This window comes from Roseovarius sp. A46 (assembly GCF_004126395.1).
Classification (GTDB): Bacteria; Pseudomonadota; Alphaproteobacteria; order Rhodobacterales; family Rhodobacteraceae; genus Roseovarius; species Roseovarius nitratireducens.
In genome coordinates this window covers 1-21,411 of the sequence record NZ_PVWS01000034.1, presented here as the reverse complement: position 1 = coordinate 21,411, position 21,411 = coordinate 1, and the positions used below count along the sequence as shown (strand labels likewise).

21 protein-coding genes are annotated in these 21,411 nt (G+C 67.6%); 17 read left to right on the top strand and 4 right to left on the bottom strand.

Going from position 1 to position 21,411, the window contains the following annotated elements; all coding sequences use genetic code 11:
• Nucleotides 1–92 precede the first annotated feature (92 nt).
• From C6W92_RS14985 to ilvN, 3 genes are all read left to right on the top strand, one after another.
• Nucleotides 93–1,847 carry an acetolactate synthase 3 large subunit gene (locus C6W92_RS14985; RefSeq protein WP_129434580.1) on the top strand — a complete coding sequence of 585 codons (1,755 nt, stop codon included), beginning with the start codon at nt 93–95 and terminating at the stop codon, nt 1,845–1,847.
• Nucleotides 1,844–2,170, top strand: coding sequence for a hypothetical protein (locus C6W92_RS14980; protein WP_129434578.1), 327 nt, complete (start codon nt 1,844–1,846; stop codon nt 2,168–2,170). Before C6W92_RS14985 ends, C6W92_RS14980 begins: the two co-directional genes overlap by 4 nt.
• A gap of 76 nt (nt 2,171–2,246) precedes the next feature.
• Nucleotides 2,247–2,807 (top strand): acetolactate synthase small subunit, encoded by a 561-nt coding sequence (ilvN, locus tag C6W92_RS14975; RefSeq protein ID WP_104019071.1) that lies wholly within the window; start codon nt 2,247–2,249, stop codon nt 2,805–2,807.
• 10 nt (nt 2,808–2,817) lie between these two features.
• Here ilvN and C6W92_RS14970 read toward each other — a convergent pair whose 3' ends face one another.
• Complete coding sequence (locus C6W92_RS14970) at nt 2,818–3,069, bottom strand: hypothetical protein (protein ID WP_129434576.1); 252 nt, start codon at nt 3,067–3,069, stop codon at nt 2,818–2,820.
• 195 nt (nt 3,070–3,264) lie between these two features.
• Here C6W92_RS14970 and C6W92_RS14965 point away from each other — a divergent pair, with 195 nt between their 5' ends.
• On the top strand, nt 3,265–4,425 hold the full coding sequence (locus C6W92_RS14965; protein WP_129434574.1) for an SRPBCC family protein: 1,161 nt from the start codon (nt 3,265–3,267) through the stop codon (nt 4,423–4,425).
• Complete coding sequence (locus C6W92_RS14960) at nt 4,422–4,634, top strand: hypothetical protein (RefSeq protein WP_104019068.1); 213 nt, start codon at nt 4,422–4,424, stop codon at nt 4,632–4,634. The genes C6W92_RS14965 and C6W92_RS14960 overlap by 4 nt, the downstream gene beginning before the upstream one ends.
• A gap of 24 nt (nt 4,635–4,658) precedes the next feature.
• On the opposite strand, the gene miaA is transcribed toward C6W92_RS14960, so the two are convergent.
• Entirely contained in the window at nt 4,659–5,537 is an 879-nt protein-coding gene (miaA, locus tag C6W92_RS14955; RefSeq protein WP_129434572.1) for a tRNA (adenosine(37)-N6)-dimethylallyltransferase MiaA, read from the bottom strand.
• A gap of 174 nt (nt 5,538–5,711) precedes the next feature.
• On the opposite strand from miaA, the gene pyrH reads away from it, so the two are divergent.
• From pyrH to C6W92_RS14915, 8 genes are all read left to right on the top strand, one after another.
• The gene (gene pyrH / locus C6W92_RS14950; RefSeq protein ID WP_129434570.1) at nt 5,712–6,443 is read left to right on the top strand and encodes a UMP kinase; all 732 of its coding nucleotides are present in this window, start codon (nt 5,712–5,714) and stop codon (nt 6,441–6,443) included.
• Nucleotides 6,444–6,491: 48 nt separating this feature from the next.
• Nucleotides 6,492–7,055: a ribosome recycling factor gene (frr, locus tag C6W92_RS14945; RefSeq protein WP_104019065.1), complete on the top strand. Its 564-nt coding sequence runs from the start codon at nt 6,492–6,494 to the stop codon at nt 7,053–7,055.
• A gap of 17 nt (nt 7,056–7,072) precedes the next feature.
• Complete coding sequence (locus C6W92_RS14940) at nt 7,073–7,804, top strand: isoprenyl transferase (RefSeq protein ID WP_129434568.1); 732 nt, start codon at nt 7,073–7,075, stop codon at nt 7,802–7,804.
• Entirely contained in the window at nt 7,801–8,571 is a 771-nt protein-coding gene (locus tag C6W92_RS14935; RefSeq protein WP_129434566.1) for a phosphatidate cytidylyltransferase, read from the top strand. The genes C6W92_RS14940 and C6W92_RS14935 overlap by 4 nt, the downstream gene beginning before the upstream one ends.
• 6 nt (nt 8,572–8,577) lie before the next feature.
• The gene (gene dxr, locus C6W92_RS14930) at nt 8,578–9,768 is read left to right on the top strand and encodes a 1-deoxy-D-xylulose-5-phosphate reductoisomerase (RefSeq protein WP_129434564.1); all 1,191 of its coding nucleotides are present in this window, start codon (nt 8,578–8,580) and stop codon (nt 9,766–9,768) included.
• 3 nt (nt 9,769–9,771) lie between these two features.
• The gene (gene rseP / locus C6W92_RS14925) at nt 9,772–11,118 is read left to right on the top strand and encodes an RIP metalloprotease RseP (protein WP_129434562.1); all 1,347 of its coding nucleotides are present in this window, start codon (nt 9,772–9,774) and stop codon (nt 11,116–11,118) included.
• 117 nt (nt 11,119–11,235) lie between these two features.
• Nucleotides 11,236–12,468: an N-acetylmuramoyl-L-alanine amidase gene (locus C6W92_RS14920; protein ID WP_129434559.1), complete on the top strand. Its 1,233-nt coding sequence runs from the start codon at nt 11,236–11,238 to the stop codon at nt 12,466–12,468.
• A 97-nt stretch (nt 12,469–12,565) separates the two neighbouring features.
• Nucleotides 12,566–15,073, top strand: a complete 2,508-nt coding sequence (locus tag C6W92_RS14915; RefSeq protein ID WP_129434599.1) for a PBP1A family penicillin-binding protein — start codon at nt 12,566–12,568, stop codon at nt 15,071–15,073.
• Nucleotides 15,074–15,330: 257 nt separating this feature from the next.
• On the opposite strand, the gene C6W92_RS14910 is transcribed toward C6W92_RS14915, so the two are convergent.
• Entirely contained in the window at nt 15,331–16,305 is a 975-nt protein-coding gene (locus C6W92_RS14910) for a KpsF/GutQ family sugar-phosphate isomerase (RefSeq protein WP_129434597.1), read from the bottom strand.
• 115 nt (nt 16,306–16,420) lie between these two features.
• Nucleotides 16,421–17,071 (bottom strand): sugar transferase, encoded by a 651-nt coding sequence (locus tag C6W92_RS14905; RefSeq protein ID WP_241691176.1) that lies wholly within the window; start codon nt 17,069–17,071, stop codon nt 16,421–16,423.
• 297 nt (nt 17,072–17,368) lie between these two features.
• On the opposite strand from C6W92_RS14905, the gene C6W92_RS14900 reads away from it, so the two are divergent.
• The 4 genes from C6W92_RS14900 to C6W92_RS14885 are packed head-to-tail and all read left to right on the top strand — an operon-like array spanning nt 17,369 to nt 21,087.
• Nucleotides 17,369–18,901, top strand: a complete 1,533-nt coding sequence (locus C6W92_RS14900) for a class I adenylate-forming enzyme family protein (RefSeq protein ID WP_129434554.1) — start codon at nt 17,369–17,371, stop codon at nt 18,899–18,901.
• Nucleotides 18,888–19,535 (top strand): DsbA family oxidoreductase, encoded by a 648-nt coding sequence (locus tag C6W92_RS14895; RefSeq protein ID WP_129434552.1) that lies wholly within the window; start codon nt 18,888–18,890, stop codon nt 19,533–19,535. The genes C6W92_RS14900 and C6W92_RS14895 overlap by 14 nt, the downstream gene beginning before the upstream one ends.
• A 5-nt stretch (nt 19,536–19,540) precedes the next feature.
• On the top strand, nt 19,541–19,864 hold the full coding sequence (locus C6W92_RS14890) for a potassium channel family protein (RefSeq protein ID WP_129434550.1): 324 nt from the start codon (nt 19,541–19,543) through the stop codon (nt 19,862–19,864).
• Nucleotides 19,861–21,087: an MFS transporter gene (locus C6W92_RS14885; protein ID WP_129434548.1), complete on the top strand. Its 1,227-nt coding sequence runs from the start codon at nt 19,861–19,863 to the stop codon at nt 21,085–21,087. Before C6W92_RS14890 ends, C6W92_RS14885 begins: the two co-directional genes overlap by 4 nt.
• Nucleotides 21,088–21,411 lie beyond the last annotated feature (324 nt).

Here is a 21,411-nt window from a genome sequence, read left to right as displayed (position 1 = left end):
ACCATATCGGCACCCCATGCGCCCCCGCCATGCGACCGGGGGCTTTTTTATGCGAGAACGGAAATGACGTCAGATACGGAGCACGAGAGCAGATGACACGTCAGATGACCGGAGCGAAAATGGTGGTCCAGGCCCTCAGGGATCAGGGCGTGGATGTCGTATTCGGCTATCCTGGCGGGGCGGTGCTGCCGATCTATGACGAGATTTTCCAGCAGAACGACATCCGTCACATCCTCGTGCGGCACGAACAGGGCGCGGTGCACGCGGCCGAAGGGTACGCACGCTCTACCGGGCGGCCCGGCGTCGTGCTTGTCACCTCGGGCCCCGGGGCCACCAATGCCGTCACCGGCATCACCGACGCGCTTATGGATTCCATCCCGATCGTCGTGCTGACCGGACAGGTGCCCACCTTCATGATCGGCAACGACGCCTTCCAGGAGGCCGACACCGTGGGCATCACGCGCCCGTGCACCAAGCACAACTGGCTGGTGTCGGACACGGGGAAACTGTCGGACACCATCCACCAGGCGTTTCACGTCGCCACCTCGGGGCGGCCCGGGCCGGTGCTGATCGACATACCCAAGGACGTGCAGTTCGCCTCGGCCGAGTATACCCCGCCGCAAAAGGCGCGCACGCATCACTATCAGCCGCAGGTCAAGGGTGATATCGAGGGCATCACCGACCTGGTGGCGGCCATCGAGAAGGCGAAGCGCCCGATCTTCTACACCGGCGGCGGTGTCATCAACTCTGGCCCCGCGGCCAGCCAGCTCTTGCGCGAGCTGGTCGAGGCCACTGGCATTCCCGTCACCTCCACGCTGATGGGGCTCGGGGCCTACCCGGCCAGCGGCAAGCACTGGCTGGGGATGCTGGGGATGCACGGGCTCTACGAGGCCAACATGGCGATGCATGGCTGCGACCTGATGATCAATATCGGTGCGCGGTTCGACGACCGGATCACCGGGCGGCTGGACGCGTTCAGCCCGGACAGCATCAAGGCGCATATCGACATCGATCCGTCCTCGATCAACAAGGTGATCAAGACCGACATCCCCATCGTCGGCGACATCGCCCATGTGCTGGAGGACGTTCTCAAGGTCTGGAAGTCGCGCGGCCGCAAGGTCAACGCCGAGGCAATCGCCAAGTGGCGCGAGAAGATCGCCGAGTGGCGGCGCGTCGATTGCCTGAAATTCACCCAGGAAGGCCCCACCATCAAGCCGCAATACGCGCTGGAACGACTGGAGGCGCTGACCAAGGGGTATGACCGCTACATCTGCACCGAGGTGGGCCAGCACCAGATGTGGGCGGCGCAATACCTGGGCTTCGAGGATCCCAACCGCTGGATGACCTCCGGCGGGCTTGGGACAATGGGCTACGGCTTCCCGTCCTCCATCGGTGTGCAGATGGCGCATCCCGAGGCACTGGTGATCAACGTCGCGGGCGAGGCATCGTGGCTGATGAACATGCAGGAGATGGGCACCGCGGTGCAGTATCGCCTGCCGGTCAAGCAATTCATCCTCAACAACGAGCGGCTGGGCATGGTGCGGCAATGGCAGGAATTGCTGCATGGCGAGCGCTATTCGTCGTCGTGGTCCGAGGCGCTGCCGGATTTCGTGAAACTGGCCGAGGCGTTCGGGGCCAAGGGCATCATCTGCAAGGATCCCGCCGACCTGGACGACGCGATCATGGAGATGCTCGATTACGACGGGCCGGTGATCTTCGACTGCGTGGTCGAGAAGCACGAGAACTGTTTCCCAATGATCCCGAGCGGAGAGCCGCACAACAAGATGCTGCTGGGCGAGGCCAGCACGAAGGACGCAATCAAGGAAGGCGGCGCGGTGCTGGTGTGAAACAACTGGCTCTCATCTCTGGTGTCGCGCTATTTGTTTGGGCAGGCCCAGCTTCAGCCGAAACGGTCTTCGCGGTGACATCCGAAGACGTGGATGAATGCAGCACGCTGTCAGAATATACAGGATATCTGGCTGAAATGCGGGACACCGGTGCGACCCGTGAGAAGCTTCTGAACACCATTCCGCAAGAGGTCTCTGAAGATGTTCGAACCGACTTGGTGAACATCGTAATGTCAGCGGAGGCTGGTGACCCGGGCTTCGTCAAGAAGATTACTGGAGCGCTTTGTATACTTGAGCGCCTTCAACCAAGAGAAGCCCAATAATGCGCACAAGCGCTTAGCCCTGGTGTGGGTGCAAATCCACCCACGCAACGCCCGACAAAGACAAGGAACTCCGACCATGTCCGCCCTGAAGATCAAGAAAGGCTCGTCCAAGCATTCTGCCTATAACCTGAGGCCGCAATTCTCGGACGTGCAGGAGACCCATACCCTCGCCGTGATCGTCGATAACGAGCCGGGGGTGCTGGCGCGCGTGATCGGCCTGTTCTCTGGCCGGGGCTACAACATCGACAGCCTGACCGTGGCCGAGGTGGACCATACCGGCCACACCAGCCGCATCACCATCGTCACCACCGGCACGCCGCAGGTGATCGAGCAGATCAAGGCGCAGCTTGGCCGCATCGTGCCGGTGCACGAGGTGCATGACCTCACCGTCGAGGGGCCGAGCGTCGAGCGCGAGCTGGCGCTGTTGAAGGTCGAGGGCGAGGGCGACAAGCGGGTCGAGGCGCTGCGGCTGGCGGATATCTTTCGCGCCAACGCGGTGGACAGCACGCTTACCAGCTTCGTCTTCGAGATCACCGGCGCGCCGGAGAAGATCGACGCTTTCGCCGATCTGATGCGGCCTCTCGGGCTTGTCGAGATGGCGCGCACGGGCGTGGCGGCAATGTCGCGCGGGCTCTGAGCGCGCGGGATCAGCCCGCCGCTTCGCGCGTCAGTCGTCGCGGCAGGTCCGCATGCGCCCCGCGCGCCACGATCCGCAGCGCCTGCGCGCGGCGCAGCCCCGGCTCCGCGCTCACGCCCACATGGACGAGATCGCCGGTGCGGACCGGGACCGGGGCCACCTCTTCGCTGCCCGCCTCGTACCAGGCGAGATCGCCGTGATCCTCGCACCAGATCAACGCACGCCCCTCGGCCCCGTCACACCACAAGATCAGTCCCAGCATATCTTCCCTCTTCCGGCATAGCGCCACTATTCCCGGTATGGTTGCACAGGGCGCGGATCACGCGAAATGCAAGTCTTGGTGAACAGGCTTGGACTCGCCATGTCGCCTTGAGGAAACTCAGGTCGCAAGCGGGTGCGCCGCGCGCGGCCTTTCCGGGCTATCGTGCCTCTCATGACGCATAACGGGAGAGACGACATGAGCCAGCCGCTGACCGATCTTGGCCAGGTGCGCGCGAGCGTGGAGGCCGCCCGCGGTCTGCCCAACGCCCATTACACCGACCCCGCCGTTTTCGCAGAGGAGCGGCAGGCGCTCTTGTTCTCGCAATGGGCGGGGCTTGCCGTGGGCGCGGACGTGCCCGAGCCGGGCGATGCGAAACCGCTGGAGTTTCTCGGGGTGCCGCTGCTGCTGATCCGCGACAAGGAGGGCACGGTGCGCGTGTTCGAGAACATCTGCCGCCATCGCGGCATGATCCTCGTCGAAGAACCGCGCCGCATCGAGGGCGCGATCCGCTGCCCCTACCATTCGTGGTGCTACTCGACCAAGGGCAACCTCGTCTCGACCCCGCATGTCGGCGGGCCGGGCCACAATGTCCACGACGCCATCCGCCGCGACGAGCTTGGCCTCAACGAGGTGCGCAGCCACATCTGGCGCGACGTGGTGTGGATCAACGTCTCGGGCGATGCAGCACCATTCGAAGAGGCGATGTCAGACCTCATTACCCGCTGGTCGGAGTTCGACCTGCCGCTCTACCACGGCGGCCATGACAGCCGCTTCACGCTGGAGGTGGCGACCAACTGGAAACTCGCGGTCGAGAATTACTGCGAAAGCTATCACCTGCCCTGGGTGCATCCCGGCCTCAACAGTTATTCGCGGCTGGAGGATCACTACCACATCGAGAAGCGCGGCGAGTATTCCGGGCAGGGCACGATGGTCTATCGCCAAATCACCAACGAAACGGGCGAGAAATTCCCCGATTTCGAAGATGTCGGCGCGAAGTGGAACGAGCAGGCCGAGTATATCGCGGCCTATCCCAACGTCCTGCTCGGTGTGCACCGCGACCATGCCTTCGCCATCATCCTCGAGCCCAAGGGGCCGGAGCGCACGGTCGAGCATATCCACCTCTACTACGCCACGCCCGCCGCCGAAGAGGGCCTAAAGATGCGCAACACCCAGCTTTGGAAGACGGTGTTCGAGGAGGACATCTTTGTCGTCGAGGGGATGCAGCGCGGCCGCCACGCGGCGCGGTTCGACGGCGGGCGGTTCTCGCCGGTGATGGACAGCCCCACCCATTGCTTTCACGACTGGGTGGCCGGCAAGATCGAGACCCACCGCGCGCTGTCAAGGGCGGCGGAGTGAAACGGCTGGAAGCGGCGATCCTCGCGGCGCACGCGGCCGACGACCGGCGGGCGCTGGCGCGGCTCTACGCGCGGGCCGCCGACCGGCTGAACGATCTCGACGCGGCGTGTTTCTTTCTCACCCATGCCTATGTCTTCGCGCTGGAGACCGGCGCGCCCGAGGCGGGAAAGCTGCACGCCCGGCTCAAGGCGCATGGCCGCGAGGCGTGACGGCGCGGTAACGCAGGCGGACCCTCAGAGCGTCTCGGCCTGCACGCGGTGCCAGCCGTGCATACGGGCGCGGAACCATGTGCGCTGACGCTTGGCGTATTGGCGGGTGGCGGTGATCGCGGCTTCGCGGGCCGCATCGAGCGTCATCTCGCCGCGCAGGTGAGCGATGAGTTCCGGCGCACCGATGGCCTGCGACGCGGGGCGCGCGGCGTCCCACCCCGCCAGGTTGGCGCGCGCCTCGTCGAGCGCGCCTGCGTCGAGCATCGCGTCGAAGCGGCGGGTGATACGCGGGTTGAGCCAGTCCTTCGGCGCCTCGACGAGGATCGGCGTGGCGCGCGCCAGCGGCAGCAGCGGCGGCGGCGTGGCGTCCTGCCAGGCGGCCAGCCCGCGCCCGGTGGCGGCCTGCACCTCCCATGCGCGCTGCACGCGGCGGGGATTTGCGGTATCGATGCGCGCGCGGGTTTCCGGGTCGAGCGTGTCGACAAGCGCGGCCACGCCCGCCTCGCGCAGCAGCCGGTCACCCTCGGCGCGGATGTCCGGCGGGGTCGCGGGGATGTCCGCCAGCCCCTCGGTCAGCGCCGCGAAATAGAGCCCGGTGCCGCCCACGATGATCGGGCGCGCACCCGCCTTCAGCAGCGGGGCCACCTCGCGCAGCCAGTGGCCGGCGGAATAGTCCTGCTCCGGCGCGACGTGGCCATAGAGCCGGTGGGGCGCCCGCGCCTCTTCCTCCGGCGAGGGGCGCGCCGAGAGGATACGCCAGTTGGCATAGACCTGGAGCGCGTCGGCGTTGACGATGACGCCGCCCTGCGCGCGCGCGATGGCGAGCGCCAGCGCGGATTTTCCGCTGGCGGTGGGCCCGGCGATGAGCACCGGGCGCGATGGGTCTATCGTCTCGATCTGCATGACGTGACGGGCCTAGCGCGGATCGCCGGTTTTGGCGAGGGGGGGCGCCGTTTATGGTGCGGGCCATTCGCCGGCGCACCAGTCATCGGTCGCCCCGCCGTTTCGGCGATTGCACCTTCCCGGTATTTGCGACATTTTGCGCGCAATTCAAAAGAGCAGCCGTGGAGAGTCCCGATGACCCCCCCTGACACGAGCAAAGCCAAGTTCAACCGCGTGATGCTCAAGATATCGGGCGAGGCGCTGATGGGGGACCAAGGCTATGGGCTGCACCCGCCGACGGTTGAACGCATCGCTAGGGAGGTCAAGAGCGTCCACGACATGGGTGTTGAAATCTGCATGGTGATCGGTGGCGGCAATATCTTCCGCGGGCTGCAAGGGTCCGCGCAAGGGATGGAGCGGACCACCGCCGATTACATGGGGATGCTGGCCACGGTGATGAACGCGCTCGCCATGCAGAGCGCGCTGGAGAAGCTGGGCGCGTATTGCCGGGTCATCAGCGCCATCCGCATGGACGAGGTGGCGGAGCCCTATATCCGACGCCGCGCCGTGCGCCACCTGGAGAAAAAGCGCATCTGCATCTTTGCCGCCGGGACCGGAAATCCCTACTTTACCACCGACACCGCTGCCACCTTGCGCGCCAACGAGATGGCCTGCGAGGCGATTCTCAAGGGCACCAAGGTGGACGGCGTCTATGACAAGGACCCGGTCAAGCACGCCGATGCGCGCCGCTTCGAGAAGATCACCTATGACGAGGTGCTGGCGCAGCACCTTGGCGTGATGGATGCCAGCGCGATTGCGCTCGCGCGCGACAACAACCTGCCGATCATCGTCTTCTCGCTCGACGAGCCCGGCGGATTTCGCGGCATCCTCTCGGGCGAGGGCACCTATACAACCGTGCACGCGTGAGGTTAAACAGGGGAGACGCGCATCCCCGACAAGCACATGGGAACGACTATGGCGGACGAAATCGAAATCGACCTGGATGATCTAGAGCGGCGGATGACCGGCGCGATGGCCTCTCTGCGGACCGAGTTTGCATCGCTCCGGACGGGGCGGGCCTCGGCCTCGATGCTGGAGCCGGTGCAGGTCGAGGCCTATGGCCAGATGACCCCGATCAACCAGGTGGGCACCGTGAACGTGCCCGAGCCACGGATGGTCACTATCAACGTCTGGGACAAGAGCCTCGTGAACAAGGTGGAAAAGGCGATCCGCGAGAGCGGGCTGGGCATCAACCCGCAGACCAACGGCCCGATCATCATGCTGCCCATCCCCGAACTGAACGAGGAGCGCCGCAAGGAATTGACCAAGGTCGCCTCGCAATATGCCGAGCACGCCCGCGTCGCCGTGCGCAACGTGCGCCGCGACGGCATGGACCAGATCAAGAAGGCCAAGGCCGAAGGCATGTCCGAGGACGACCAGAAATTCTGGGAAAACGCGGTGCAGGAGCTGACGGACAGTTTCGTCAAGCAAGTGGACGACGCGCTCGAACACAAACAAGCCGAGATCATGCAGGTCTGATGCGGCAGGAGACGCGCATGGCAAAGAGCAAGCCCCGCGACACCGGGGCCGGGCCGCGCCATGTGGCGATCATCATGGACGGCAACGGCCGCTGGGCGCAGAGCCGTGGCCGTCCGCGGCTGTTCGGCCACCATGCGGGCGCGCGGCGGGTGCGCGAGATCGTTGCCGCCTGCCCCGATCTTGGCGTCGAGTACCTGACCATCTTTGCCTTCTCCACCGAGAACTGGAAGCGCACGCAGACCGAGGTGGCCGGGCTGATGAGCCTGTTTCGCCGCTACATCATCAAGGAAATGCAAGAATTCGTGCGCGAGGATGTGCGCGTGCGCTTCATCGGCGACCGCTACCGGCTGGAGCCGGGGCTGCGCGCGCTGATGGAAGAGGCCGAGGAGATGACCGCCCATTGCACGCGGCTCAACCTCACCATCGCGATCAATTACGGTGGTCGCGACGAGGTGGCGCGCGCCATGCGCCGGCTGGCGCGCGACGTGGCCGAGGGGCGGCTCGATCCCGATACCGTCGATGAACAGACGCTGCCGCGCTATCTCGACACCCGCGTGCTGCCCGATCCCGACCTCGTGATCCGCACCTCCGGCGAGGCGCGCATCTCGAATTTCCTGCTGTGGCAATCGGCCTATGCCGAGTACGAGTTCATTGACACGCTGTGGCCCGATTTCACCCGCGACATCTTTACCGGGGTGCTGGCGCAATACGGCGCGCGCGACCGCCGATTCGGCGCGGTGCGCGCATGAGCGCGGATGCGCGCTGGTCCGACCTGGCACCGCGCGTGGCCTCTGGCGTGGCGATGGCCGCGGTGGGCCTCGGGGCGATCTGGGCGGGCGGCGTGGTGTTTGCCGCGCTGGCGGTCGCATTGGGCGGGCTGATGACATGGGAGGCGGCCCGGCTCTATGCCTCGGCTGCCCCGGTGCGCGCGGGTCTCTCCGGCGCGGCGGCGCTGGCGCTGGCGCTTTGGCTGCCGGGGATATTCGTGCTGCCGCTGGTGGCGGCGGCGGTGCTGGTCAATGCCGAGACGGTGCCGCGCGCACGCGGCCCCTTTGCCGCGCTGGCGCTGGCGGCATTGCTGGCGCCCTGGGTGATCTTTGATCTGCGCGCGGGCGAGGCAGGGCTCACCTGGGTGCTGTGGCTGGCGCTGGTGGTGATCGTGTCGGACGTGGCGGGCTATTTCGCGGGCAAGGCGCTGGGCGGGCCCAAATTCTGGCCGCGCATCAGCCCCAAGAAGACGTGGTCGGGCACGGCTGCCGGCTGGCTCGGGGCGGCGGCGGTCGGTGCGGTCTTTGCTGGCCCTACGGGCGCAGGCGTGGTGCTGATCCCGGTTTCGGTGCTTGTCGGCATGGCCGGGCAGATGGGCGATGTCGCCGAAAGCGCGGTCAAGCGGATGCAGGGGGTCAAGGATTCCTCGAACCTCATCCCCGGGCATGGCGGGGTGCTCGACCGGTTCGACGCCATGCTGGGCGCGGCGCTGGCCCTCGGGCTCATGCGCGCCGCCGGGCTGGTGTGAGCGGCGATGCGGCGTGTGAGCATCCTCGGGGCGACCGGCTCTGTCGGGCAGAGCACGCTCGACCTGATCCGGCGCGACCGCGACGCCTATCGGGTGGTGGCGCTGACCGCGGGTGCGAACGTGGCGCAACTGGCCGCCGACGCGCGCGAGCTGGGCGCGGAGGTGGCGGTCACGGCGGATGAGGGCCGGCTCGACGATCTGCGCGCGGCGCTGGCGGGATCGGGGGTCGAGGCGGCGGCGGGGCGCGCGGCGCTGATCGAGGCGGCGGCACGGCCCGCAGAGTGGGTGATGTCGGCGATCGTCGGCGCGGCGGGGTTGGAGCCCGGGCTCAGGGCGCTGGAGACCGGCGCGACGCTGGCGCTGGCCAACAAGGAATCGCTGGTCACCGCAGGGCCGCTGGTGATGGCGGCGGCGCGGGCCTCGGGGGCGCGCATCCTGCCGGTGGACAGCGAGCATTCGGCGATTTTCCAGGCGCTTGTGGGCGAGGATATCGGCACGGTCAGCCGCGTCATCATCACCGCCTCGGGCGGCGCGTTCCGCGACTGGCCGGCAGAGCGGCTGGCGCGGGCCACGGTGGCCGAGGCCTCGACCCATCCCAACTGGGACATGGGGCAGCGCATCACCATCGATTCGGCGTCAATGTTCAACAAGGCGCTGGAGATGATCGAGGCGCGCGAATTCTTTGGCCTCGATCCGGCGCAGATCGAGGTGCTGATCCATCCGCAATCGCTAATGCACGCGCTGGTGGGCTTCAACGATGGCGCGCTGATGGCCCATGTCGGGCCGCCGGACATGCGCCACGCCATCGGCTACGCGCTCAACTGGCCCGAGCGGCGGGCGCTGCCGGTGGCCGCGCTGGACCTTGCCGCCGAGGGCGTGCTGGAATTTCGCAACCCCGACGAGACCCGCGCCCCGGCGCTGCGGCTGGCGCGGGCGGTGATGGCCGAAGGCGGCCTTGCCGGGGCCATCTTCAACGCCGCCAAGGAGCGCGCGCTCGACCATTTCATCGCCGGGCATATCGGATTCATGGCAATGGCACCGCTGGTCGAGGAGGTGCTGGAACGGATGCTGGCCACCCCCGAGGCGCAGGGTGTGGCACGTGGCGACGATCTGACCCTTGATCGGGTGGCCGGGATGGACCATCTGGCAAGGCAATGCGCCGACGCCGTGGCGACGGAAATCACAAGACGGGGATAGGCTTTGGACCTGAGTATACTTCTGCCGCAATTCGGCAGCCTTTTCATAACGATACTGGCCTTTGTCGTGGCGCTTTCGATCATCGTGGCGGTGCATGAATACGGCCATTACATCGTCGGACGCTGGTCGGGGATCAAGGCCGACGTGTTCTCGCTCGGCTTTGGCCCGGTACTTTTTTCACGGGTGGACCGGCACGGTACCCGCTGGCAGGTGGCGGCCCTGCCCTTTGGCGGCTACGTCAAATTCATGGGGGATTCGGATGCCGCGAGCGGCAGGGACGGCGCGGCGATGACCGACATGCCCCCCGAACGCCTGCGACAGACCATGCACGGTGCGCCGCTCTGGGCGCGCACGGCGACCGTGGCGGCGGGGCCGGTGTTCAACTTCATCCTGTCGATCCTCATCTTCACGGCGGTGATGATGAGCGGGGGCAAGACCGCCGACCCGCTGACCGTGGGTGAGATCAAGCCGCTGCCGGTGGCGGAGGTCGGGCTGCGCCCGGGTGACGAGATCCTGTCGGTCGCAGGGCTGGCCCTGCCCGACCCCGATGCCGACGCGGCCTACGACGATTTCCTCGACGCGCTGCCGCGCGAGGCACGGCTGGAATACGAGGTGCGGCGCGAGGGCGCGCGCGTGACCGTGACCGGCCCGCACCTGATGCCGCCGCTGGTGGGCGGCCTGTCGCCGCAATCGGCAGCGTTCGCGGCGGGGCTCGAGGCGGGCGACGTGATCACCGCGGTGAATGGCGAACCGGTCGTGTCGTTTTCCGGGCTCAAGGATATCGTCGAGGGCTCGGACGGGGCGGCGCTGGCGCTGGATGTCTGGCGCGGGGGCGAGACGTTAAAGCTCACACTGGTGCCGCGCCGCACGGACGAGCCGCAGGAGGAGGGCGGTTTCCGCAGCGAGTGGCGCATCGGCGTGGTGGGCGCGATGGCGTTTGAACCCGCGACAGAGGCGCTTGGGCCCGTCGAGGCGTTGGGTGCAGCCGTCGGACAGACCTGGATGATCGTGGAAAGCTCGGTTTCGGGTCTGTATCACATGATCACCGGCGCGATCAGTTCGTGCAACATGTCCGGCCCCATCGGCATTGCACAGGTTTCGGGCGCGATGGCGAGCCAGGGCGCGGAGAGCTTCATCTGGTTCGTCGCGGTCCTGTCGACGGCGGTGGGGCTGTTGAACCTGTTTCCCGTGCCGGTGCTCGATGGCGGGCACCTCGTGTTCTACGCCTACGAGGCCGTCGTCGGCCGCCCCCCGAGCGAGCGCGCATTGCGGATAATGATGAGCGTGGGGTTGACGCTGATCCTGTCGCTGATGCTGTTCGCGGTGTTCAACGATCTCTTCTGCCCCTGATCGGGCGCGTGGACGGGACCGGCGAAACCTGGAGTATTTTTGCCAAGAAGACGCGAGGGACTGTTGTCAGTGCCGCTTTGCCGGTATCCTTGTGACAACGAGACCGGGGACCGGCGGATGAGCAGTTTTACAAGGTTTGGACTGGCGGTAATGGTCGCGCTGTGCCTTGGCGGCACGGCGCGGGCCGAGGGCGCGGGATTCACCGGGCTTGCGCGGCTCGATGCGGCCGACAGCCGGATCGTGGCCGACGGCCCCGGCGTTTCGCTGCGGCTGGCGTTGTCGCAGGGGGTGCCGTGGCGGGTGTTCACGCTCGACGGGCCGCCGCGCCTGGTGCTCGATTTCCGCGAGGTGGACTGGCGCGGCGCGGGCGCCACCGGGCTGGTGGCGACCGACCGGGTGCGCGGCCTGCGCATGGGGCAGATACGGCCGGGCTGGTCGCGCATGGTGGTGGACCTGGCTGGCCCCTACCCGCTCGACGAGGCGGGGCTCGATGTCGACCCCGAGAGCGGGCGCGCGGAATTGCGCGTGCGGCTGGGGCGCGGCACGCCCGAGCGTTTTGCCGCCGCGTCGGGCGTGCCCGACAGCCCCGGCTGGGATGTCGCCCCGCCCGCCGACACCGCGCCGCCCCCGTCGCGTGATGCAGACGGGCCGCTGCGGGTGATGATCGACCCGGGCCACGGCGGGATTGATCCGGGCGCCGAGGAGGGCGGGCTGACCGAGAAGGCGCTGATGCTGGTGCTGGCGCGCGAGTTGCGCGAGGCGCTGTTGCGCGCGGGCGGGTTCGAGGTGTTTCTCACCCGTGACACCGACATGTTCGTGAGCCTGGAGCGACGCGTGGCGCTGGCGCACGACGCGGCGGCGGACGTGTTCATCTCTTTGCATGCCGATGCGCTGACGGATGCGCGGGCGCGGGGCGCGTCGGTCTATACCCTGTCCGATTCCGCCTCGGACGCGGCGAGCGCGGCCTTGGCCGAGCGCCACGACCGGGCGGACCTGTTGGCGGGCGTCGACCTGAGCGACAGCGACGACGTGGTTGCGGGCGTGCTGCTGGATCTCGCGCGGCAGGAGACGCAGCCACGCGCCGAGGCGCTGGCCCAAACGCTGCTGGAGGTATTTCGCAGCGAGGGTATCCCGGTACTGGGCCGGCCGCTGCGCCACGCCGGGTTCTCGGTGCTCAAGGCCGCCGACATCCCCTCGGTGCTGGTCGAGACCGGGTTCCTGTCGGATGCGCGGGACCGGCGCAACCTGAGCGACCCGGACTGGCGCGCGGCACTGGTGACGGCGGTGCGCGCGGGGCTGGCACGGTGGCATGCGCAAGACCGGGCGCGGGCCGGGCTGGTGCGGCAATGAGCGCGCGCGCGAAATCCCGCCCCCGCAGCCCGGCTTTGGTTTTGACCGGGGCGGCGATCATGCCTATATCGGGCGCAACCCTGAAAGGGAGCGATCCGTGCTGCGTCCTGTGATGAGCCTTCTGGGCACCGTTTTCAGCCTGATAACCCTCGTTGTGGTCGTCGGCGGCCTCACGCTCGGGGCGGTGCTGCACATCTATGGCAAGGATCTGCCAAGCCACGAGAGCCTGGCCAATTACACCCCCCCCACCATCAGCCGCATCTATTCCGCCGAAGGCCGTATCATCGACGAGTTCGCCCGCGAGCGGCGGCTGTTCACCCCCGCCGAGGAGATACCCGACCTGGTGAAGCAGGCCTTCATCAGCGCCGAGGACAAGAATTTCTATACCCATGGCGGCTATGACGCGCTGGGAATTGCCTCGGCGCTTTACGACGCGATCAAGTCGCGCGGGCGCAACGTGCGCGGTGCCTCGACCATCACGCAGCAGGTGATGAAGAACTTCCTGCTCTCCGGCGATCGCCGGATCGAGCGCAAGATCAAGGAGATCATCCTTGCCACCCGCATCGAGGAGACGCTCAGCAAGGACGACATCCTCGAGCTCTATCTCAACGAGATTTTCCTCGGGCAGAACAGCTATGGCGTAACCGCCGCCGCGCAGACCTATTTCAACAAGAATCTTGGCGAGCTGGCGCCCCACGAGGCGGCGACACTGGCCGCGATGCCGAAGGCGCCGAGCGACTATCACCCCGTGCGCGAGATGGAGCGGTTGCGCGACCGGCGCAATTTCGTGCTCAAGGAGATGTGGGAGAACGGCTATCTGGACGAGGCGACCTTCGAGGCCGAGCGCGCCGAGCCGGTTCGCTCTGTCCAGAATGGCGATTTCACGCCGTTCAGCGCCGAATTGCCGCCACGCGATTATTTCACCGACGAGATCCGGCGGCAATTGAGCGACGTCTTCGGCGAGGGCGAGTTCTTTTCCGGCGGGCTCACCGTGCGCGCCACCATCGACCCGCAGATGCAGAGCGCGGCCGCGCGCGCCCTGCGCCGTCAGCTCGAGGCGTATGACCGGCGTCGCGGGCGCTGGCGCGGCACCGGGCAGAGCCTGCCCGAAGAGGCGCTGGACAGCGAGGCGGCGTGGCGCGCGGCGCTGTCGGATCTGCGCGTGGCGCGCGATATCGAGCTGGACGGGACATGGTTTCCGGCGGTGGTGCTGGAGACCGGAGATCAGGCCATGCGCGTCGGTATCGAGAGTGTCGAGGGGGTGCAGGAAGTGCCGCGCAGCGACATCGCCTGGCTGCCCGATGATTTCCAGGAGACCTTTGAGCGCGGCGCGGTCGTGCATGTCCGCCGGGTTCTCGACGACGAGGGCGCCTTCGTCAACTGGAGCCTGCGGCAAGTGCCCGAGGTACAGGGCGCGTTCATGGCGATGGATGTCAACACGGGTCGCGTGATCGCCATGCAGGGGGGATTTTCCTACGAGGATTCGGTGTTCAACCGCGCGACGCAGGCGATGCGGCAGCCGGGCTCGTCGTTCAAACCCTTCGTCTACGCCGCCGCGCTCGACAGCGGCTACAGCCCCGCGACCATCATCATCGACGCCCCCATCGAGATCGACACGCCGCAGGGCCTGTGGCGGCCGCGCAACTCGTCCAACAAATTCTATGGACCGACGCCCCTGCGCACCGGCATCGAGCGGTCGCGCAACCTGATGACCATCCGCCTCGCGCGGGAGGTGGGCATGGACATCGTCGCGAGCTATGCCGAGCGGTTCGGTGTCTACGAGAACATGGGCACGTATCTCGCCAATGCGCTGGGTTCGGACGAGACCACGCTCTACAACATGGTGGCGGCCTACTCGATGTTCGCCAATGGCGGCGAGCGAGTGCGCCCGAGCCTCGTGGACCGGGTGCAGGACCGCTATGGCCGTACGCTCTATGCCCAGGACACGCGGACCTGCGTGGATTGCGATGACGCATACCTGCCGCCGGGGCGGGGGCCGCGTATCGTGTCGGACCGCGAGCGGGTGATGGACCCGATCACCGCCTATCAGCTCACCTCGATGATGAAGGGCGTGGTGGATCGTGGCACCGCCTCTGGCGTGATCGACCTGCCGGTGCCGGTGGCGGGCAAGACCGGCACCACCAACGACGCGCGCGACGTGTGGTTCATCGGCTTCACCAGCAACATCGCGGCGGGCTGCTATATCGGCCATGACCAGCCGCGGGGTCTCGGACGGGGGGCCTATGGCGCGTCGATGTGCGGGCCGGTGTTCCAGGAGTTCATGACAGAGGCGGTGGAGAAATTCGGCGGCGGGCCTTTCGAGGTGCCGCCGGGCGGGCAGTTCATCAAGATCGACCGCTATAGCGGTGCGCGCCTGCCCGATGACGCCGCCGGGGCCAACGTGGTGGCCGAGTATTTCCGCGACGGCGAGGAGCCTGTCTTCGGCGTGAGCTTCGACGGCGGTTTCGCGATGGGCAACGATCTCGACCTCTACCAACCCGGTGAGCGCGAGGCGATTGAAGATATCACCACCTCAACCGGCGATAAGGCGCAGGTCGGCGGCAAGGCAACGTTCGGCTCGATGAGTTCCGGCGGCCTCTACTGACAGGGCGGCTTGTGGGCTTGAGGGGACATTGCCGTGAGCCGTGTCATCGTATGTCCGCGGGCAGGCGATCTAACGGTTCTTCAGGGCACTTTATTTCTGATTTTCCGAAAAACATGCAATCCGTGCGCTAGCTTAGCCAAATCGCCTGTCCGGGGGGCGGACATGCGATGGCGCGGCGGCCTTCGGCCTTGAATCCGCGCCGGGACAAGATCGTCCAACGACCGCTCACGGCCAATACCGCCTGCGGCAAACCCGCGTCAGGCCACCCCTGCCCGAAGGCAATCATGGATATGCAAGAGACCGCGCAGCCGCCCCTCTTCTCCGACCACCAGAAGCGCGCCGATCTTGTGACGGTTCATCAGGCCGAGCGCCTCCGAGAGCAGCATCTCGGGCGTTGCGATGCGCGGATCGGCGGTGGCGACCGCCCCGGCTGTCCGCCCCATCAGCCCGTCGAGGTTGCGCCGCAGATCGCCGTCGGTGATGACCCCGCGCAGGCGGCCCTCCTCGACCACCGCTGCCACGCCGAAGCCCTTGGCGCTCATCTCCACCAGCGTCTCGCCCATGCCCGTGTCGGGGGCGACGACCGGCAGCGCATCGCCGACATGCATCACGTCAGACACCCGCAGGAACTGCGCCCCCAGCTTGCCGCCGGGGTGAAACACGTGGAACGCCTCCGCCGAGAAGCCGCGCGCCTCCATCAGGGCCACGGCGAGCGCGTCGCCCAGCGCCAGCGCGCAGGTGGTCGAGGTGGTGGGCGCCATGCCGATGGTGCAGGCCTCGGGCGCGTCGGGCAGGATCAGCGCCACCTCCGCCTGTCGCGCCAGCGTGCTGCCCGCCACCCGCGTGACCGCGATCACCGGGATGCCGAAGCGGCGGGTGTATTGCACGAGGTCCGACAATTCCCGTGTCTCGCCGGAATTCGACAAGAGGATGCAGACATCGCCGCCGGCCACCATGCCCAGGTCACCGTGGCTCGCCTCGGCGGGATGCAGGAACAGCGCGGGCGTGCCGGTCGAGGCCAGCGTCGCCGCGATCTTGCGCGCCACGTGGCCCGATTTGCCCATGCCGGAAACCACCACCCGCCCCGGTGCATCCAGGACCAGCCGCACCGCGCGGGCAAAGCCCTCTGGCGGGTCTTCGGCCATCGCGGCAAGCGCTGCCGCCTCCATGCGCAACACCCGGGCGGCCACGGCTCGCAGGCGATCGCGCTCCGTCGCCCGCTCTGGCGTCATGTCGGATCGGGGACCATCGGATGCGCCCATCTGCCTGCCCTCCCAGCCGGTGCACCTCCCGCCATAGCGGCAGGCCGCGCCGGGGACAAGCCCGCCTGCACCGGGCACCGGCGCCTCAGCAACCCCTGCGGCAGACCACCGTGACCAGCGTACGCCAGAAAAGGTAGAGATCGAGTCGCAGGCTCATCTCCGCGACATAGCGCAGATCGAGCGCCACCTTTTGCCGCGTGCCCTCGATGCAGTCGACATAGCCAAGGTCGGTCTGTGCCAGCCCGCTGATGCCGGGACGCACATCGTGGCGGCGGCGATAGCCCGGTATGCTGCGCACGTAGCGACGCGCGTGGTGGAAATAATCGGGTCGCGGGCCGATCAGGCTCATCTCGCCGCGCAGCACGTTGACGACCTGCGGCAACTCGTCGATCCGGCTGCGCCTCAGGAACCGGCCCAGCGGCGTGATCCGCTCCTGCTCCAGCGGGTCGTCGGCGCGGCGCGTCACCCGCGCCACGGGCCGCATGGTGCGGAACTTGATGGCCCCGAACGCGCGGCAGGCGCGGCCCATGCGGGGCTGGATGAAAAAGACCGGACCACGGTTGAAGACCGGGTTCACCAGCACCAGCAGCACGGCCACGACCGCCACCACCGGCAAGAGCAGAAGACTGACCGCGACATCCAGAACCGGCTTGATCCACCGTCGATATGCCCTGTCCCGACGACGCGGTGACGGGACATGCTCTGCCAGGTGCGAATCGAAAACCTTGTACTTCAACCGAACACCCCTCGAAAGCCGCATCGAAACATCACTCTTAACGTGATTGAAATTCACATCGTGCAACTTTGAGTTGCTTAGCATTTTACAACTTTCCCGAATAGGAAATTCTCTTCATGTATTCTTGCGTTGCATTTCGAATACCGTTCTCATACCGCCGCGCGCGCCCTATCCATTCTGATAGTCGCTTGATCTCAGACGGTTTTTCCGGTTCCCGATGCCTGCCCAACTGCCCGGCAAGAAAATGCCAGCCGTGCCCCCCTTGCATCCGCCGCGCGGCCCGCCTAAGCCCCGCCCATGACCGCGATCTTCGACGAGGGGCCGCCGCCGCCCTGCCCCGCGCCCTTCAACCTTGCCGCGCATGTGCTGGCCGCCGCTGCGCGGCGACCGGACAAGGTGGCGCTGGCCGTGATCGGGCTGTCGGGCGCCGAGAGGTGGAGCTATGCGCGGCTCGAAGGGGCGGTGCGCGGCACCGCGACGGGGCTTCTCGCGCAGGGGCTCGCCCCCGGCGACCGGGTGCTGATGCGGCTGGGCAATACGGTGGAATTCCCGCTCGCCTATCTCGGTGCGATCGCCGCCGGGCTGGTGCCGGTGCCCACTTCCAGCCAGCTCACCGAGTCAGAGGTCGCGGGCGTGATCGCGACCACCACACCGCGGCTGATCCTGCGGGGCGACGGCATCGCCTGCCCCGACGACACCGGCCTGCCGGTGCTGGACGAGGCCGCGCTCGACGCCATGCGCGAGCTGCCCCCCGCCGACTGGCACATGGGCGATCCCGATCGGCTTGCCTATGTCATCTATACCTCCGGCACCTCCGGCATCCCGCGCGCGGTGATGCACGCGCACCGCGCCATCGTCGCGCGCGAGATGATGCACGCGGGCTGGTATGGCCTGGCCGAGGGCGACCGGCTGTGCCACGCGGGCGCGTTCAACTGGACCTTTACCCTCGGTACCGGGCTGCTCGATCCGTGGCGCGCGGGCGCGACCGCGCTCATCCCCGCCGCCGGGGTGACACCCGCGCAATTGCCGCTGCTGCTCAAACGGCACGACGCCACGCTCTTTGCCGCCGCCCCCGGCGTCTACCGCAAGATGCTCGGCGCCGCGCCGCTGCCGCCCCTGCCGCGCCTGCGCCACGGGCTCGCCGCGGGCGAGAAGCTGTCGGACGCGATCCGCACCCGTTGGCACGAGGCCACCGGCACCACGATCCACGAGGCCTACGGCATGTCGGAATGCTCCACCTTCATCTCTGCCAGCCCCGACCGCCCGGCACCGCCCGGCACGCTGGGCCGCCCGCAGACGGGCCGTCGCGTTGCCATCGTCGACGCGGACGGAACGCCGGTGGCGCATGGCGAGGAGGGCACCATCGCCATCCGCCGCGACGATCCCGGCCTGATGCTGGGCTACATGGGCGCGGCGCAGGCGACGGCAGAGAAATTCGCGGGCGAGTGGTTCCTCACCGGCGATCGCGGCACGATGGACGAGGACGGCGCCATCACCTACATGGGCCGCGCCGACGACATGATGAACGCGGGCGGCTATCGCGTCTCGCCCATCGAGGTGGAGGCGGCGCTCGGCCTCCATCCCGGCATCCATGAGGCCGCCGTCACCGATATCGAGGTGAAAGAGGATGCACGCCTCGTCATGGCCTTCTATACTGGCCCCGAACCGCTCGACCCTGCGGAGCTAGACGCCCATTGCCGCGCCCGGCTCGCGGCCTACAAATGCCCGCGCGGCTTCTTTCACGTCGAAAGCCTGCCCACGGGTGCCAACGGAAAACTCCTGCGCCGCGCCCTGCGGCCGATATACGAGGCCCTCAATGGTCCGGCTTGACATCATCTCCGATCCGATCTGCCCCTGGTGCTACATCGGCAAGACCCTGCTCGACCAGGCGCTCGCGCAGCGCCCGGATCACCCGTTCGAGATCCACTGGCAACCGTTCCAGCTCAACCCCGACATGCCGCCCGAGGGCATGGACCGGCGCGAATACCTGGAGGCCAAGTTCGGCGGACGCGAGGGCGCGGCGCGGGCCTACGCGCCGGTACTCGAACGCGCCGAGGCGGCGGGGCTCGACATCGACTTCGCGTCGATCCCGCGAACGCCCAACACGATCGACGCGCACCGCCTGCTGCACTGGTCCGAGGTCGAGGAATGCCAGACGCCGATGGCGATGGCGCTGTTCCGCGCCTATTTCCACGAGGGGCGCGACATTTCCGACCACGAGGTGCTGGCCGATCTGGCCGACGGGCTGGGGCTCGACGCGGCCCTTGTCGCGCGGCTTCTGGCCTCGGATGCCGACCGCGAGGAGATCGCCACCCGCGATGCGCAGTTCCGCCAGATGGGCGTGACCGGCGTGCCCACCTTCATCGTGGCCGGCCAGCACGCGGTGCCCGGCTGCCAGCCGCCAGAGGTGTGGCTGCAGGTGATCGACGACATCGCCCGGCAGGCGGTGAACGGCGCGGGTTGAGAGCGATGCGCGCGCGCACGCTTCTCGCCCTGCTCGCCGCCGTGATCGTCGGCGGCACCGTGTTTTTCCACCTCGTCGAGGGGTGGAGCTGGCTCGACAGCTATTTCTTCACCGTGGTCACGCTCTCGACCGTCGGCTATGGCAACCTCGTGCCGGCCACGGTCGCGGGCAAGATCGGCACCACCGTGTTCATCATCACCGGTCTCGGTATCTTCGCGGCAGCGATCCAGCGCTTCGGCTTTCACGCCATTGCCCGCCACCGCCGCGAGAGCGAGGCGGAAGCCGAGGCCCGCCACAGCCTCGCCGCCCAGCGCAGCAAGAAGAAATGACCGCCCCGCAGCCCCCCGCGCGCCCCATGCCGCCGCGCGCGGAATTCATCGCGCTGATGGCGATGATGGCCGCCTCGGTGGCGTTCTCGATCGACGCGATGCTTCCCGGTCTGTCGGCCATCGCCACCGATCTCAGCCCCGCCGCACCAAACCGCGCGCAGCTTGTCGTCACCGCCTTTCTGGCCGGGCTGGGGCTGGGCACGCTGATCGCCGGGCCGCTCTCGGACAGCTATGGCCGCCGCCCGGTGATCCTTGGCGGGGCCGCGATCTACATCGGCGGCGCGACGCTGGCGGTCATGGCGCAATCCCTCGACACGTTGCTCGCGGCGCGGGCGGTTCAGGGCTTGGGTGCGGCGGCGTTCCGCATCGTGGCGCTGGCGATCATCCGCGATGTCGCCTCGGGGCGCGACATGGCGCGGCTCATGTCCTTCGTGATGATGGTGTTCGCGCTCACCCCGGCGATGGCCCCGCTCATCGGCGCGGGGCTGATCGCGCTGGCGGGGTGGCGGGCGGTGTTCGCGGCCTTCATCCTGTTCGCGCTCATCCTCTCGACATGGATGATGCTGCGCCTGCCAGAGCCGCTGCCATCCGCGCGCCGCAGCCCGTTCCGCCTGCGCCCGCTCGTGCGCGCCCTGCGCGCGGTGGTGGCCCACCCCGTCACCCGCCGCGCCATCGCGGTGCAGATGCTGGCGATGACCACGCTCTTCACCTCGCTCAGCGTGGTGCAGCCGACGTTTGACATGACCTTCGGGCGCGGCGTGGAATTTCCCTTCTGGTTCTTTGGCATGGCGCTGGTGGCGGGCAGCGGCAGCCTGGTGAACGCGCGGCTCGTGGTCCGCTTTGGCATGGTGCGGATGGTGCGCGCGGCGCTCACGGTGCAGGTGGCGCTCACCTCTCTGGCGATCCTCGCATGGACCGTGGGCCTACCGCCGGGACCGCAATTCGCCGTCTTCCTCGTCTGGCAGACGGGGGTTTTCATGCAGGCGGGATTCACCCTGGGCAATCTCAACGCGCTGGCAATGGCGCCGATGGGAAGTGTCGCGGGCATGGCGGCGAGCGTGACCGGCGCGGTCGCCACGCTGGGCAGCGTGGCGCTCGCCATCCCCATCGGCCAGCAATTCGACGGCACGCCGATGCCCGCGCACCTGGGCGTGCTGGCGGCGGTGCTGGCGGGGCTGGCGCTGCTGCACGGGCTGCGCGGCACGGCGGCGGAGGCGGTTTGAGGACGGGTTTGGCGGCCGGGCGGGCGTTGCGAATAGCCTTGAGTGGACGTTGGACCATCTGGTCCTGGCGCGGATTCAAGGCCGAAGGCCGCCGCGCCATCGCATGTCCGCCCCCCGGACAGGCGATTTGGCTAAGCTAGCGCGCCGATTAAATGTTTTTCGGGAAAGCAGAAATAAAGTGCCCTGAAGAACCGTTAGGGAAAGTCTGAACAACGCCTTCTGCTGCGCCGACGCGCCGATGTGAGGGCCATGCCGGGCATCAGGCAGCTTGTTTCCAGCGGCTTTCGGGCTGCTTCGGCCGCTCGGTTGGTGGACAGGCCAATT